Genomic DNA, 14,067 nt, shown 5'->3' with positions numbered 1-14,067 from the left:
CCGGCGACCCCTCGCAGCGAGGGAGCGCCGGGGCCTTCGCGTACCCCGTTCAGGGCGCCGGGGCGGGCTCCGGGCTCAGCCGCAGGCTGCCGTCCGCCATCGTCGCCGTACGGTCCATCCGCTCCAGGTGCGCATGGTCGTGCGTGACCAGCACCGTGGCGGTCGAGCGTTCCCGGGTCAGGGTGACCAGCAGGTCCAGCACGGCCGCTCCGCGCTCGTGATCGAGTGCGCTGGTCGGCTCGTCGACCAGCAGCACCGCGGGCTCGTTCATCAGGGCGCGGGCGATGTTGATCCGCTGCCGCTGGCCGCCGGAGAGCTGGTGGGGGCGCTTGTCGGCCTTGTCGGCCAGGCCCACCGAGTCCAGCAGCTCCAGCGCGCGCCGGCGCACGGCACGCGCGGGGCGGCCCGAGAGGTGCGCCATGACCTGGAGCTGCTCGGCGGCGGTCAGCGAGGCCAGCAGGTTCGGCTGCTGGAAGACGATGCCGATCTCGTCCCGGCGCAGGGCCGACTTCCCGGCGGGGCTCAGCTCCGTGGTGTCCCGGCCCGCGACCACGACCCGGCCGGAGTCGGGGGTGACCAGGGTGGCGGCGACGGCGAGCAGGCTGGACTTGCCGGAGCCGGAGGGCCCGATGACCGCCGTCAGGGTGCCGGCGGGCACCTCGAGGCGAACCGCGTCGAGAGCGGTGAGCCGGCCCTCCCCGTCGGGGTAGGTCAGCGTGACGTCGTGGACGAGGAGGGTCATCGGGCGCTCCCGAGGGCGGTCAGCGGGTCGACGGCGGTGATCCGCCGGATGGACAGGGCAGCGCCCAGCGCGCCGAGCACGATCATGATCGCGGCGGGGACGAGCACCGTTGCGGCGTCGAGGACGAAGGGCACGGCGCCGCCACTGATCAGCGCGCCGAAGCCGGCGGCGAGTGCGGTGCCCAGCCCGGTGCCGATGGCGAGCATCACCACGGCCTGGCCGAGCGCGTCCTTCAGGAGGTACGGGGTGGAGGCACCCAGTGCCTTCAGGACGGCGACGTCCCCGCTGCGCTGGATCGTCCACACCGTGAAGAAGGCCCCTATCACCAGGGCCGAGATCACGAACAGGAAGCCTCGCATCAGCTGGAGCGAGCCGTTCTCGGCCTGGTACGAGCCTATGGCGCCCAAGGCTTCGTCCACGGTCTGAGCCTTGGTCGCGGCGGCCTTGTCCGCCGCGGCGAGGTCCACGCCGCTGCCCGAGACGGCGACGACGGTGGCCAGGGTGTCGATGGAGGTGCCGGGGTTGCCGATGCGCTGCCAGTCGTTCAGGTCCATCCAGACGACCGGGGTGTGGCTGTAGGCGGCGGTCCCGGAGACGGCGGCCACGGTCAGCTCGAGCGGGCCGATCTTGATCTTGGCCCCGGCGGTCAGGCCGCCCAGCTCCTTCGCGGCCTTCTCGGCGAGGACCACCTGGCCCTGGGCGAGCCCCGCGTCCCGCGGTGCGAGCCCCCCGGCGGAGTCCACGCCGAAGACGGAGACGGCGGCGGTGCGCTCACCCGATACGGCGTTGGTGGTGCGGATTCCGAGCGGCTCCGCCGACTTCACCCCGGGCTGCCCCCGCCAGGCCAGCCAGGCGGGCTCGGGCACCTGCGAGTTGGTGAAGGACACCTTCTGGTCCCCGGTGGGCGCGGCAAAGGCCAGGTGCGAGGCGGGCAGACCGGTGATGGCCGAGATGTTCTCCCGCGCCAGGCCGGAGGTGAGCCCGGACAGCAGGCCGACCAGCAGCGTGATGAGCAGGACGACCGAACCCATGAGGGCGAAGCGGCCCTTGGCGAACCGTAGATCTCTCCATGCGACGAACATGTCCCCCACCTTGGTGTTCCGCGTGGACACAAGGCATCGCGCCACAGTAGTGATCCTCGTATCGAAGGGTGCGTCCGGACATCAAACTTTCGGTTGACCGGGGGCGGTCCGCCCCCAATTACGCTGGTCCGGCCATGACTGCTCCCGTTTCCTCACCCGCACGTGCCCTCACCCCCGTCTCGAGGGTGCTGCGGCTGTGCCTGCACGCGCTGCTCTTCGGGCTGATCGCGCTCGCCGCCGGGCGGGCCGTCGCCGACTCCGCGCCCCGGGCCGGCTGGGCGGTCACCGCCTGCGCGGTGCTCGCCGCCGTCTACGCGGGCGGCGTACGGGCCCCCGTCGTGCACAGCTCGCCGCGCGCCGGAGCGCTGTGGCTGGCCGGGCTCGGCGCGGCCTGGGCGGCGCTGCTCGTGGTCTCCCCGGACGGGCTGTGGATCGCCTTCCCGCTGTACTTCCTGGAGCTGCACCTGCTGCGGCTGCGCTGGGGGGGCCCGGCCGTCGCGGTGACCGCTTGCGCGGCGATCGGCGGGTTCCTCGCACACAGCAACGCGGTGACCCCCGGGGCCTTCCTCGGGCCGCTGCTGGGCGGGGCGGTGGCGGTGGCGACCGTACTGGGCTACCAGGCGCTGTACCGCGAGAGCGAGCGCCGCCGGGAGCTGATCGACGAGCTGATCACCACCCGGGCCGAGCTGGCGGCGGCCGAGCGGGGCGCCGGGATCCTGGCCGAGCGGGAGCGGCTGGCCCGGGAGATCCACGACACCCTCGCCCAGGGGCTGTCCTCCATCCAGCTGCTGCTGCGGGCCGCGGAGCGGGCGCTGCCGCCCGAGGCTCCGGCGCTGGAACACATCGCCCGGGCGCGGGAGGCGGCCCAGGACAACCTCGCCGAGGCACGCCGTTTTGTACGGGCCCTCACCCCGCCGGACCTGGAGCACGGGTCGCTCCCGGCCGCGCTGGAGCGGCTGTGCGCGGGGGTTCCGGGGCCGCGCGTGCGGTTCTCGCTGAGCGGCGGCCCGCGGGTGCTGCCCACCCCCTACGAGGTGGCCCTGCTGCGGATCGCCCAGTCGGCGCTGGCCAATGTGGTGCGGCACGCGCGGGCCGGGCGCGCCGAGATCACCCTGACGTTCATGGACGCCTCGGTCACCCTGGACATCGTCGACGACGGGCACGGCTTCGACCCCTCCTCGATCGCGTCCGGCTCCACGGGCTCGGGCGACGGCGGCTTCGGGCTGCCGGCCATGCGCTCGCGCGCCGAGACCCTGGGCGGGCTGTTCACCGTGGAGTCCGACCCCGGGCAGGGCACGGCCGTGGCCGTCACCCTGCCGCTGCCGCTGGAACACCTGGAACACCTGCATCGCCCGGAACCGGAACATGCGGAACCCGCCGGACGCGCGGCACACGCGGATCCCGTGGAGGCCCTGTGACCATCCGTCTCCTGCTCGCCGACGACCACCCGGTGGTCCGGGCCGGGCTGCGCGCGGTGCTCGACACCGAACCGGACTTCGCGGTGGTCGCCGAGGCCGCGACCGCCGAGCGGGCGGTGGAGCTGGCCGCCGGCGAACCGGTGGACGTGGTGCTGATGGACCTCCGGTTCGGCCCCGGCATGCACGGTTCCGAGGCGACGGCCCTGATCACCGCGCGCCCGGGGGCGCCCCGGGTGCTGGTGCTGACCACGTACGACACGGACGCGGACATCCTGGCGGCGGTGGAGGCGGGCGCCTCCGGCTACCTGCTCAAGGACGCTCCGCCGGAGGAGCTGGCGGCGGCCGTACGGACGGCCGCGGCGGGCCAGTCGGCCCTGGCCCCGGCGGTGGCGCTGCGCCTGATGGACCGGATGCGGACTCCGGCGGAGGCGCTGACGAAGCGGGAGCTGGAGGTACTGCAGCTGGTCGCGGACGGGCTGTCGAACCAGCAGATCTCCAAGAAGCTCTTCCTCAGCCAGGCCACGGTCAAGTCCCACCTGGTGCACGTCTACGCCAAGCTCGGCGTCGACTCCCGCACCTCGGCGGTCGCGGCGGCCGCCACCCGCCGCCTGATCCGCACCCCTTAGGGGGTGTCTCGCCGCGAGCCCGGCCTGTTCCGCACCCCCTGGGCCGCGTCCAGCACGGCGACCTCCCAGCCGAAGCACACGACGAGCCGCCCGTCGGGGGGCCCCGCCAGGGCGGTGACCGGGTGCGGGAACGGCAGGGGGGCGCCGAGCGGCTCACCGGTGCGCAGGCTCCAGGCCCGTACCGTGCCCTCGCCGGTGAGGCCGGCGACGAGGGCGGGGGTGCCCTCCACCACCGCGGTGGTCATCGCACTCACCCAGCCGGAGCCGACCACCTCGGCTTCGCCGATGCCGAGGGGCCGGCCCACCTGCTCGCCGGTGTGCAGGTCCCAGACCCGCACGGTGCCGTCCCGGCTGCCGGTGGCGGCCACCGGCCGGCCGTCCAGCGTTCCGGGCGCCACTGCCCGCACCCAGGCGCCGTGGCCGCGGAGCGACCGGTCGAGCTGCTCGCCGGTACGCAGGTCCCGGATCCGCACGACGCAGTCCTCGTTGCCCACGAGCACGACCGGTCTGCCGTCCACCACAGCGGTCGCCAGGGCCTCGGCCTCCTCGGGATGTCCGGGCAGCGGCAGGCCGTGCGGTGTCCCGGTGCGCAGGTCCCAGATCCGTACGAGGCCGTCGTCACCACCGGTGACGGCCAGGGGACGGCCGTCCACGACGGCGGTGGCCACCGCCCGCACGGCGTACCCGTGCTGCACCGGCGGCTCGGGCATCGGGGCACCGGTCCGCAGGTCCTGGATCCGCAGGAGACCGTCGGCGCCGCCGGTGACGGCCACCGGGCTGCCCTCCACGACAGCGGTGGCCACGGCGTACACGGGGCCGTCGTGGCCCGTCAGCGGTCGGCCGAGCTGCTCGCCGGTGCCCAGGTCCCAGATCCGTACCGTACGGTCGTCGCCTCCGGTCACGGCGACGGGGCGGCCGTCCAGCACGGTCGTGGCGACGGATCTGATCCCGGCGGTGTGCCCGCTCACCGGGTCGCCGAGCGGCTCACCGGCGTCGGCGGCCAGGTCCCAGATGCGCACGACGCCGTCCTCGCCGCCCGTGACGGCCACCGGCCGGTCCTCCGCCCGGCCGCTCGCCACCATGTGCACGGGGCCGGTGTGACCGGTGAGGGGCCCGCCGAGCTGTCGGCCGGTGCCCAGGTCCCACATCCGTACCGTGCAGTCGTCGCCTCCGGTGACGGCGACGGGCGGCTCGTCCGGCGCGGTGGTGGCCACCGCCCGCACCCTGCCCTCGTGTCCGGGGAGCGCCGAACCGAGCTCCCTGCCGGAGTCCAGGTCCCGCACCTGGACGGCGCCTTCGCCGCTGCCGGTGACGGTGACGGGCCGGCCTGCGACCGTTCCCACGGCGAGGGCGGTGACCCAGCCGCCGAAGGGGTCGGCCACCGGGTAGTCGCGTTCCTCGCCGGTCGGCAGGTCCCAGACCCGCGGCGTTTCGTCGCCGTTGGTGACGGCGAGGGACCGTCCGTCCACCACCGCTGCCGCCACCCAGCCCGTGGCCTCCACCCCGTCGTCCCAGGTCGGGTGCTGGAGCGGGTGGCCGAGCAGCCGGTGGCCCAGCAGGTCCCAGATCCGTACGGTGCCCTCGTCGTCGCCCGTGAGGGCGACGGGCCGGCCTTCGCTCACCGCCGTGGCCAGGGCCGAGACCGCGCCGCTGTGACCGGCCAGCGGGTGTCCCGTCGCCGCCCCGAGGCGCAGGTCCCAGATCCGCGCCGTCCCGTCGCGGCTGCCGGTGAGGGCGAGCGGCCGCCCGTCGAGCACGATCGTGGCGACTGCCTCCACCGCACCGCCGTGGCCGGTGAGCGGTGGTCCCGTGGGGGCGCCGGTGCGGAGGTCCCACAGCCGTACGGTGCCGTCCTCGTGTCCGGTGACGGCGACCGGCAGGCCCGCCACGGCCGACGTGGCCACGGCCGCCACCGGACTGGTGTGACCGGAGAGGAAGCCCCGCAGGCGGGGGCTCACCTGGGATCCGGTGGCCCAGGCGACGTGCCGGGGGAAGCCCACGGACGGCGCGCCGGGAGGCCCGGCCGGATCCGCGGCCGGGGCGGAGGCCGGGGCGGAGGCCGGATCCGAGGGCAGGCCGGAGGGCAGGTCCGCAGCCAGGTCCGTGGCCAGCTGCCGGGCGCCCCAGCGTGCCGCGTCCAGACCCAGCAGCCACCGCCGCGCGTCGGGCCCGGCCCCGGCGTGCCGGTGGGCGGAGGTGCGGTAGACCGCCGCGGCCAGGCGGGCCGGTGCACTGCGGGCTCGCGCGAGGAGCGGCAGCAGCAGCTGCGGATCGGCGTGAACCAGGAACTGCGCCTCGGTCAGCAGCTCGTCGAGCCTCCCGGCCTCGGCGGCCTCACGGGCGATGTCGGCCCACGGGCCCGGTTCCGGCCACGGCCGCGGTGGTGGCGAAGCCTGTGCGTTCACCTGGCGCCTCCCGGACTGAGTCCCCGGACTGGGCCCCCGGGCGGTGGCCACTCACCGGGAGCGGGGCGTTGGACCACAGCTTCAGTATGTGGCGCCCGGCCGGCAGAACACCTCCTGGGCCCCGTCTTGCCGATCAGGCCGGGCCCTAAGGGCTGTCCCGTAATCCCCGGCGGGCGCACGACGACAGCTACGGCACCTCGCTGCGTTGTCGGAACGCCCGAATACGCACAGTATGAGGATGCTCCTCCGCCTTGCGATGCACCGCATCTGACGCCGTGCACTGATCCACCGGGGATTACGGGACAGCCCTTAGGCCACCCAGTGCGGCCGCTCCACCGCCGGCGCCAGCGGCACCCCGTCGTGGAAGGCGCTCGCCAGGCGGCGGACGCCCTCTTCCAGCCGGTCGGCGGGGAGCGTGTACGGGATCCGGAGCCGATGTTCGAAGGTTCCCGGGTCCACCCCGAAGCGCGCGCCGCGGCCGATGTGCACCCCGGCCGCCGCGGCCCGCTCGGACAGGGCGGAGCTGACCGGCTCACCCAGGTCGACCCAGAGCGAGAGCCCGCCCGGCGGGACCTGCCAGGACCATTCCGGGGTGTGCCGCTGGAGCGCCTGCACCAGGGCCTCGCGCTGGATCCGCAGCTGGGTCAGCCGCGCGGGCAGGGCGCGGTCCATGTCGTCCATCAGCGGGAGGGCGACCAGCTGGTCGAGCACCGAGCCGGTCATGTCGGCCGATACCCGCACCGCCGTCAGCTCCGTGATCATCTTCGCGGTGGCCCGGATCCACCCCACGCGCAGTCCGCCCCAGTGCGTCTTGCTCAGTGAGCCGATGGTGATCACGTGGTCCGCGCCGCCGCGCGGGGCGAGGGAGGCCAGCGGCGCCGGCGCGGGCACGTCCAGTGCGATGTCGGCGATCGTCTCGTCGACCACCAGCCAGCTCCCGGTCGCACGGGTCGCTGCGAGCAGCCTCAGGCGCTGCTCCGGCGGCATCAGCGCGCCCGTCGGGTTATGGAAGTCGGGGATCACGTACGCCAGCCGCGGCACGGTCTGGCGCAGCGTGGACTCGGCTATCTCCATGTCCCAGCCCGCGTCGGAGACGGCGATGGATCCGGTGCGCAGCCGCGCGTGGCGCAGGGCGTCGAGGGCGTTGGCGTAGGTCGGGTTCTCGGTGACGACCCGGTCCCCGGCCCGGCAGAGCAGGCTGACCACCAGGGCCAGGGCCTGCTGGGCCCCGGCCGTGACCAGGATCTGCTCGGGGCGCGTGGGCAGCCCGCGCCGGGTGAACCGGTCGGCGACGGCGCTGCGGAGGTCGGGCAGGCCGAAGGGGTGGTAGCCGGGGTTCCGGGCGAGCTGCGGCAGCCGGGGCGCGGCCCAGGCGAAGGCGTCGGCGAGGCTGCCCTCCGGGGCGCCCATGGCGGCGATGGCGAGGTCGACGCCGGGATCTCCGTCGGTGCGCGCGCCGGTGCCGACGAGGGCCGGAGAGCCGACGGGGCGGTGGCCGTCGGGGAGCTCGGTCCAGGTGCCGGAGCCGCGCCGGCTGCGGACGTAGCCGCTCTCGCGCAGCAGGTCGTAGGCGCCGGTGACGGTGGCCCGGCTGGCGCCGACCGCCTCGGCGAGTTCGCGCTCGGCGGGCAGCCGGACGTGCAGGGCGATCCGGCCGTCGAGGATCAGGGTGCGGACGGCGTCGGCGAGCGCCCGGTAACCGGGGCGGGCCAGGACGTCGACGGGCAGCAGGGCCGCGAGCTGGCGGCTGCCGATGGTTCTGTCCGCTGTCTGGACCACTCGCCCGTTTGCCATGCCAACCTCCCCTGATTGGCTCTGACGGCCAGGCCAATCGAGGACCAGACTCGCCTTATTGGCCCTCGATTGGCAAGGAGATACCGAAGATGCTGACCGACCGTGACGAACGCGCCCTGCTGGCCGCCGCCGAGAACCGGATCGCCCGTCCGTTGGGGATTGGGGCCGCACTGGCCGCCGTACGGCGCACCCTGGCGCGGCGGTCACCGGGGCGGCCGCGCGATCGCAGGCAGGGGCGAGAATCGGTGGCATGTCATCCCACCCCCCTTCCGATTCACCGGATTCACCCCTGATCGCGGGTCTGCTCCTGGCGGCCGGCGGCGGCCGCCGGCTCGGCGGACGGCCCAAGGCCCTCCTCCCCTACCGCGGCCGCCCGCTGGTCGAGAACGCCGTACGGGTCCTGCGCGAGGCGGGCTGCGGCCCGGTGCACGTGGTGCTCGGCGCCTCGGCGTCCGAGGTCCGCGAGCGTGCGGACCTGACCGGCTGCGTGGTCGTGGACAACCCGGACTGGGCGCAGGGGATGGGTTCCTCGCTGCGGGTGGGCCTGGCCTCGCTCGCCGGTACGGGCGCCCGCGCCGCCCTGGTCTCGCTGGTGGACCAGCCGGGCATCGGTCCGGCGGCCGTGGCCCGGGTGCTGGAGGCCTACCGCTCCCCCACGAGCCTGGTGGCCGCGGCGTACGACGGGGAGCGCGGCCACCCCGTGCTGTTCGGCGCGGACCGGTGGGCCGACATCGCGGCGACGGCGACCGGCGACAAGGGGGCGCGGGTGCACCTTGCGCGACATGCCGGAGAGCTCATGCTGGTGGAGTGCTCGGACATTGCGGAGGCCTTCGACATCGACACGCCGCCCGACCTGGTACGACTCCTCTGAGCACGGCGTGACGGCTATGGCACTGAGGGCCACCGGAAAGCGGAATCTGTCGACTCAGAGAATCTCGACATCAACAAACCATTGAACTTCCACCATGAGGAAATTACTATCCACTGGTCAGAAGCGCCCTGAACCCACAGACGGCGCCCGCGACCGTATCCCGGAACTCTCCACACCCGACGGCACTGCGTGCCGTCTTGCGCGAGCATTCCCCCGCGGCCGCCAGGCACCGCCGCTGAAGGAGTGACAGATATGTCCGCACCAGCGCCGTCCCCGCTGGCCATCGTCGACGCCGAGCCCCTGCCCCGGCAGGACGAAGTCCTCACGGAAGCGGCCCTCGCCTTCGTGGCCGAGCTCCACCGGCGGTTCGCCCCCCGCCGCGCCGAGCTCCTCGCCCGTCGCGGCGAGCGCCGCGCCGAGATCGCCCGGACCTCCACCCTCGACTTCCTCCCGGACACCGCACAGGTCCGCGAGGGCGACTGGAAGGTGGCGCCGGCCCCGGCCGCGCTGAACGACCGTCGTGTGGAGATCACCGGTCCGACGGACCGCAAGATGACCATCAACGCCCTGAACTCGGGCGCCAAGGTCTGGCTCGCCGACTTCGAGGACGCCTCCGCTCCCACCTGGGAGAACGTCGTCCTCGGCCAGCTCAACCTCATCGACGCCTACGAGCGCCGCATCGACTTCACCGACGCCCGCACGGGCAAGGCGTACGCGCTGAAGCCCGCCGACCAGCTCGCCACCGTCGTGATGCGCCCGCGCGGCTGGCACCTGGAGGAGCGTCACCTGCGGTTCGAGGGCGGACCGGCCTCCGGCTCGCTCGTGGACTTCGGCCTGTACTTCTTCCACAACGCGAAGCGCCTGATCGACCTCGGCAAGGGCCCGTACTTCTACCTGCCGAAGACGGAGTCCCACCTGGAGGCGCGCCTCTGGAACGAAATCTTCGTCTTCGCCCAGGACTACGTCGGCATCCCCCAGGGCACCGTCCGCGCGACCGTCCTCATCGAGACGATCACCGCGGCGTACGAGATGGAGGAGATCCTCTACGAGCTGCGCGACCACGCGGCCGGCCTGAACGCGGGCCGCTGGGACTACCTCTTCTCCATCGTGAAGAACTTCCGTGACGGCGGCGAGAAGTTCGTCCTGCCGGACCGCAACGCGGTGACGATGACCGCCCCGTTCATGCGGGCGTACACCGAACTGCTGGTCCGCACCTGCCACAAGCGCGGCGCGCACGCCATCGGCGGCATGGCGGCCTTCATCCCGTCCCGCAAGGACGCCGAGGTCAACAAGGTCGCCTTCGAGAAGGTCAAGGCCGACAAGGACCGCGAGGCGGGCGACGGTTTCGACGGCTCCTGGGTCGCCCACCCCGACCTGGTCCCGATCGCGATGGCCTCCTTCGACGCGGTGCTCGGCGAGAAGCCGAACCAGAAGGACCGCCTGCGCGAGGACGTCTCGGTGGCTCCGGGCGAGCTCATCGCGATCGACTCCCTGGACGCGCGGCCGACGTACGAGGGCCTGCGCAACGCGGTCCAGGTCGGCATCCGCTACATCGAGGCATGGCTGCGCGGCCTCGGCGCCGTCGGCATCTTCGGTCTGATGGAGGACGCGGCCACCGCCGAGATCTCGCGTTCGCAGATCTGGCAGTGGATCAACGCGGGCGTCGTGTTCGAGAACGGCCAGACGGCCACGGCCGAGCTGACCCGGAAGATCGCCGCCGACGAACTGGCCGCCATCCGCGCCGAGGTCGGCGAGGAGGCCTTCGCGTCCGGCAAGTGGAAGCAGGCCCACGACCTCCTGCTCCAGGTCTCCCTGGACGCGGACTACGCGGACTTCCTCACCCTCCCCGCGTACGACCAGCTGGTCGGCTGATACCCGGATTCGGCTGAAACGCACAGCAGCCGAAGCTGTCGGCTCCGCCCCCGTCGCCTCACGGCACGGGGGCGGAGTCGTTTGCGTTCCCCAAGCGGAACCTGCGCGCTGCGCGTCCGGACGGCCCGTCAGGGGCCCGGGGCCCGAACGACCGGTCGGTTGTTACTTGTTCGTAACTTACCTGTACCTAGCGGTAACAACCGGGCCCGTGTCACCTTTCCGATGCCACCGGCCGGCGGTACCCCCACTTCCCAGCCACGCGACGCAGTCGTCGCCGACTTCGGCGTGGCCGAACGCAGGAGTTCCGCAGTGATCGGATTCCGCAACGCCAGCAAGGACCGGGACCGCAGTCGGGTGCGACGACTGGCCGGGGCCGCCGTGGTCGTGCCGCTCACCGCCAGCGCGCTGCTGGTCGGCGGAGCCGGGACCTCCGCCGCCAGCCCGGGGAACGGACCCACCGCCGTGGTGTCCATGGGCGACAGCTACATCTCGGGCGAGGCAGGGCGCTGGAAGGGCAACAGCCTGACCAACAGCGGCAGTCGCAACGGAACCGACCGGGGCTGGGTCAGCGGCAGCACCTACGACCCGGCCAAGGTCTACGGGTCCACCGTCGGCGGCTGCCACCGGTCCGACTCCGCCGAGGTGCGCAGCGCCGGGGCGATCGCCGACGTCGCCGTGAACCTGGCCTGCTCGGGGGCTGTCTCGGACAACGTGTTCCGCGCCTCCAACGGCGGCGCCGCCTACAAGGGCGAGGCCCCGCAGGCCGATCAGCTGGCGTCGGTGGCCGCGAGCCACGACGTCAAGGTCATCGCCCTGTCCATCGGCGGGAACGACCTCGGCTTCGCGGACATCATCAAGGACTGCGCGCTCGACTTCGTCATCTGGAACTCGTACTGCTACGACGACCAGCAGTACGGCGTCGACCAGAAGATCGACGCCGTCATGGGCAAGGTCGGAAAGTCGGTGGACGAGATCCGGGCCGTGATGCGCGCGGCCGGCTACGCCGACTCCTCGTACCGGATCGTGCTGCAGTCCTACCCGTCGCCGATCCCGCGCGGCGCGGAGAACCGGTACACGCAGAGCGACTGGAGCCGGCTCAACACCGGCGGCTGCCCCTTCTGGAACCGGGACTCGGACTGGGCGCGGGACTCGCTCGTGCCGCAGATCGCGAACCGCATCAAAGGCGTCGCGGCGGCCAAGGGCGTGCAGTTCCTGGACCTGCGGGACATGATGCAGGGCCGTGAGGTGTGCGCGAAGGCGAGCAAGCAGGTGAGCTCGGCGGTGCCGGCCTCGGCGAAGACGAGCGAGTGGGCGCGCTGGATCGACAACAACGAGTCGCAGGGACTGATCCAGGAGTCCATGCATCCGAACTACTTTGGCCAGCTGGCCGCGGGGCGCTGCCTGGCCCTGGTCGTCGGGCAGCCCGCGAGCTCCGGCTTCTCGTGCAAGAACACCGCGGGCGGGGACCAGACGGGCATGTTCCTGACCCCGGCCAACTAGGCCCTGTCCGGGCGCGGGTGCACGGCCCTGCCGCTCGGGGCGGGGCCGTGCACCACGTGGGCCGCTGTGGCCGCTGCGGGCCCTCGCGGGTCGTCGCCGGCCGTCAGGGACCTCCGCTCAGCACCGACAGGATGTTGCCCGCCGGGTCCTTGAACCAGGCGATGGTGGGCATGCCGTCCTCACCGTGCACGATGCCCTTGCCGTCCGCCTCGAAGCCCTCGTAGCGCTCGAACGCGACACCGCGTGCGGTGAGCGCGTCGACCGCCCGCTCGACGTCGTCCACGGGGAAGTTCAAGATCGTGTACTCCGCGGGCCGGTGGTTCTCCTTCGGGTAGACCATGACCGTGGTGTCGCCCGCGAGGTGCAGGCTGAGCAGGCCCATCGTCCCGTCCTCCGAGACGCGCAGGCCCAGGGTCGTACCGTAGAACTCCTTGGCCTTGGCCAGGTCGTCGACCGCGAATCCGCTGAATGCCTTGCTGTCTGCGAACATGGCTGTTCCTTCGATCCGACGCCCCCCGTCTCCCATGGTCCCCCCTGGACGGTCGGGCGTCGATTCCGCGCCGCGGCGCCCCCGGAAATCAGGGTGATCGGAACGTGAGGTGCTGGCATGCTCGGGCGCATGGCAGCCCGCAGCTCACGTCCCAGTCTGTACATCTCCGTCGACATCGAGGCCGACGGCCCCATACCCGGACCGTATTCGATGATCAGCTTCGGGGCCGCGGTCGCGGGCCGGCAGGACGGCGCCGTTTACACGCCTGCCGATCCCGAACGGCTGACCTTCTACCGGGAGTTGCGGCCCATCAGTGAGGAGTTCGTGCCCGAGGCGCTGGCCGTGAGCGGGCTGGACCGTGACCGGCTGGTGGCCGGGGGCGCCGATCCGGCCGTGGCCATGGCCGAGTTCCGGGCCTGGGTGCGGGAGGTGTCCGCGGGGGCGCAGCCGGTGATGTGCGGCTATCCGGCCTCCTTCGACTGGACCTTCCTGTACTGGTACCTGATCCGCTTCGGCGGGGACAGCCCCTTCGGCCACTCCGGCTGCCTGGACATGAAGACCCTCTACGCGACGAAGGCGCGGGTGCCACTGCGGGCCGCCGTGAAGGGGCGGATGCCGCGCGAACTGCTGTCGAGGCGCCGCCACACGCACCACGCCCTGGACGACGCGATCGAACAGGCCGATCTGATGAGCAACTTGATGCTGTGGGATCCTGCGGCGGCCCCGGAACCGCCCGCCGATCGGTCCCCGCGCATCACCCAGGTCTCGTGGGGCCGGATCGAGGCCGAAGGGCTCGCGCCCGGCAAGGACTTCAGGCTCCACCCGGGCGGCGGCCGGCCCTGGGACTGGTCCGAGCACGGCACGCGGCACGAGCCCGGGATCGTCCCGCAGGAGGTGCGGGAGTTCCTCGATCTCGGGGTGACGGCGGTGGTGCTCGGCCAGGGCATGGACAAGCGCCTCGGGGTCGCACCGGAGACGCTGGAGGTGCTCCGGGCGGCGGGGGTCGAGGTACACGTGGCGGAGACGACCGCGGCCGTGGAGATCTACAACCGGCTGGCCGCGACCGAGCGGGTCGGCGGCCTCTTCCACTCGACCTGCTGACCGGAGCACGCAGCTCACTACACGGGGCGCGGAAACACCGAGCGCGGGCACGGAAACGGCGGGGGGGGGGGGGGGGGGGCGCCCGCCGCGGGGGGGGGGGGGGGGGGGGGGGGGGGCGGGGGGGGGGGGGGGGGGGGGGGGGGCGCCCCCCCGCCCCCCCGCCCCG

General features: G+C 73.3%; 11 protein-coding genes. 6 read left to right on the top strand and 5 right to left on the bottom strand.

Translation table 11 applies throughout. The annotated features are described in order from the left end of the window. Positions 1–49 precede the first annotated feature (49 nt). Together ACGFZK_RS05135 and ACGFZK_RS05130 are read right to left on the bottom strand one after the other, a co-directional pair. Entirely contained in the window at positions 50–742 is a 693-nt protein-coding gene (locus ACGFZK_RS05135; RefSeq protein WP_393847458.1) for an ABC transporter ATP-binding protein, read from the bottom strand. Continuing rightward, entirely contained in the window at positions 739–1,824 is a 1,086-nt protein-coding gene (locus tag ACGFZK_RS05130) for an ABC transporter permease (RefSeq protein ID WP_393847457.1), read from the bottom strand. The genes ACGFZK_RS05135 and ACGFZK_RS05130 overlap by 4 nt, the downstream gene beginning before the upstream one ends. Positions 1,825–1,958: 134 nt before the next feature. Here ACGFZK_RS05130 and ACGFZK_RS05125 point away from each other — a divergent pair, with 134 nt between their 5' ends. Further along, positions 1,959–3,242 (top strand): sensor histidine kinase, encoded by a 1,284-nt coding sequence (locus tag ACGFZK_RS05125; RefSeq protein ID WP_393847456.1) that lies wholly within the window; start codon positions 1,959–1,961, stop codon positions 3,240–3,242. After that, positions 3,239–3,868: a response regulator gene (locus tag ACGFZK_RS05120; protein WP_393847455.1), complete on the top strand. Its 630-nt coding sequence runs from the start codon at positions 3,239–3,241 to the stop codon at positions 3,866–3,868. Before ACGFZK_RS05125 ends, ACGFZK_RS05120 begins: the two co-directional genes overlap by 4 nt. On the opposite strand, the gene ACGFZK_RS05115 is transcribed toward ACGFZK_RS05120, so the two are convergent. After that, positions 3,865–6,273, bottom strand: coding sequence for a WD40 repeat domain-containing protein (locus tag ACGFZK_RS05115; RefSeq protein ID WP_393847454.1), 2,409 nt, complete (start codon positions 6,271–6,273; stop codon positions 3,865–3,867). The two genes, ACGFZK_RS05120 and ACGFZK_RS05115, sit on opposite strands and share 4 nt — an antisense overlap. 309 nt (positions 6,274–6,582) lie before the next feature. Next, positions 6,583–8,067 carry a PLP-dependent aminotransferase family protein gene (locus ACGFZK_RS05110; RefSeq protein ID WP_393847453.1) on the bottom strand — a complete coding sequence of 495 codons (1,485 nt, stop codon included), beginning with the start codon at positions 8,065–8,067 and terminating at the stop codon, positions 6,583–6,585. 250 nt (positions 8,068–8,317) lie between these two features. Between ACGFZK_RS05110 and ACGFZK_RS05105 the strand changes: the two genes are divergently transcribed. From ACGFZK_RS05105 to ACGFZK_RS05095, 3 genes are all read left to right on the top strand, one after another. Continuing rightward, complete coding sequence (locus ACGFZK_RS05105; protein ID WP_393847452.1) at positions 8,318–8,938, top strand: NTP transferase domain-containing protein; 621 nt, start codon at positions 8,318–8,320, stop codon at positions 8,936–8,938. A gap of 252 nt (positions 8,939–9,190) precedes the next feature. Beyond that, complete coding sequence (aceB, locus tag ACGFZK_RS05100) at positions 9,191–10,810, top strand: malate synthase A (RefSeq protein WP_393847451.1); 1,620 nt, start codon at positions 9,191–9,193, stop codon at positions 10,808–10,810. A gap of 309 nt (positions 10,811–11,119) precedes the next feature. Continuing rightward, positions 11,120–12,310 (top strand): GDSL-type esterase/lipase family protein, encoded by a 1,191-nt coding sequence (locus ACGFZK_RS05095; RefSeq protein WP_393847450.1) that lies wholly within the window; start codon positions 11,120–11,122, stop codon positions 12,308–12,310. 103 nt (positions 12,311–12,413) lie between these two features. Here ACGFZK_RS05095 and ACGFZK_RS05090 read toward each other — a convergent pair whose 3' ends face one another. Then, complete coding sequence (locus ACGFZK_RS05090; RefSeq protein ID WP_393847449.1) at positions 12,414–12,800, bottom strand: VOC family protein; 387 nt, start codon at positions 12,798–12,800, stop codon at positions 12,414–12,416. A gap of 129 nt (positions 12,801–12,929) precedes the next feature. Between ACGFZK_RS05090 and ACGFZK_RS05085 the strand changes: the two genes are divergently transcribed. Further along, positions 12,930–13,901 (top strand): MTH938/NDUFAF3 family protein, encoded by a 972-nt coding sequence (locus ACGFZK_RS05085; protein ID WP_393847448.1) that lies wholly within the window; start codon positions 12,930–12,932, stop codon positions 13,899–13,901. The last annotated feature ends 166 nt before the right edge of the window (positions 13,902–14,067 follow it).

Origin of the sequence: Streptomyces sp. NPDC048257, assembly GCF_043201855.1 — a bacterium.
Lineage (GTDB): Bacteria > Actinomycetota > Actinomycetes > Streptomycetales > Streptomycetaceae > Streptomyces.
This window is presented reverse-complemented; position numbering and strand designations above follow the sequence as displayed.

What these genes read in the sequence shown, in the direction of transcription:
- ACGFZK_RS05125 (WP_393847456.1), top strand. Translation starts at nt 1,959, where the DNA reads ATGACTGCTCCCGTTTCCTCACCCGCACGTGCCCTCACCCCCGTCTCG.
- ACGFZK_RS05135 (WP_393847458.1), bottom strand. Translation starts at nt 742, where the DNA reads ATGACCCTCCTCGTCCACGACGTCACGCTGACCTACCCCGACGGGGAG.
- ACGFZK_RS05105 (WP_393847452.1), top strand. Translation starts at nt 8,318, where the DNA reads ATGTCATCCCACCCCCCTTCCGATTCACCGGATTCACCCCTGATCGCG.
- ACGFZK_RS05130 (WP_393847457.1), bottom strand. Translation starts at nt 1,824, where the DNA reads ATGTTCGTCGCATGGAGAGATCTACGGTTCGCCAAGGGCCGCTTCGCC.
- ACGFZK_RS05090 (WP_393847449.1), bottom strand. Translation starts at nt 12,800, where the DNA reads ATGTTCGCAGACAGCAAGGCATTCAGCGGATTCGCGGTCGACGACCTG.
- ACGFZK_RS05085 (WP_393847448.1), top strand. Translation starts at nt 12,930, where the DNA reads ATGGCAGCCCGCAGCTCACGTCCCAGTCTGTACATCTCCGTCGACATC.
- ACGFZK_RS05110 (WP_393847453.1), bottom strand. Translation starts at nt 8,067, where the DNA reads ATGGCAAACGGGCGAGTGGTCCAGACAGCGGACAGAACCATCGGCAGC.
- aceB (WP_393847451.1), top strand. Translation starts at nt 9,191, where the DNA reads ATGTCCGCACCAGCGCCGTCCCCGCTGGCCATCGTCGACGCCGAGCCC.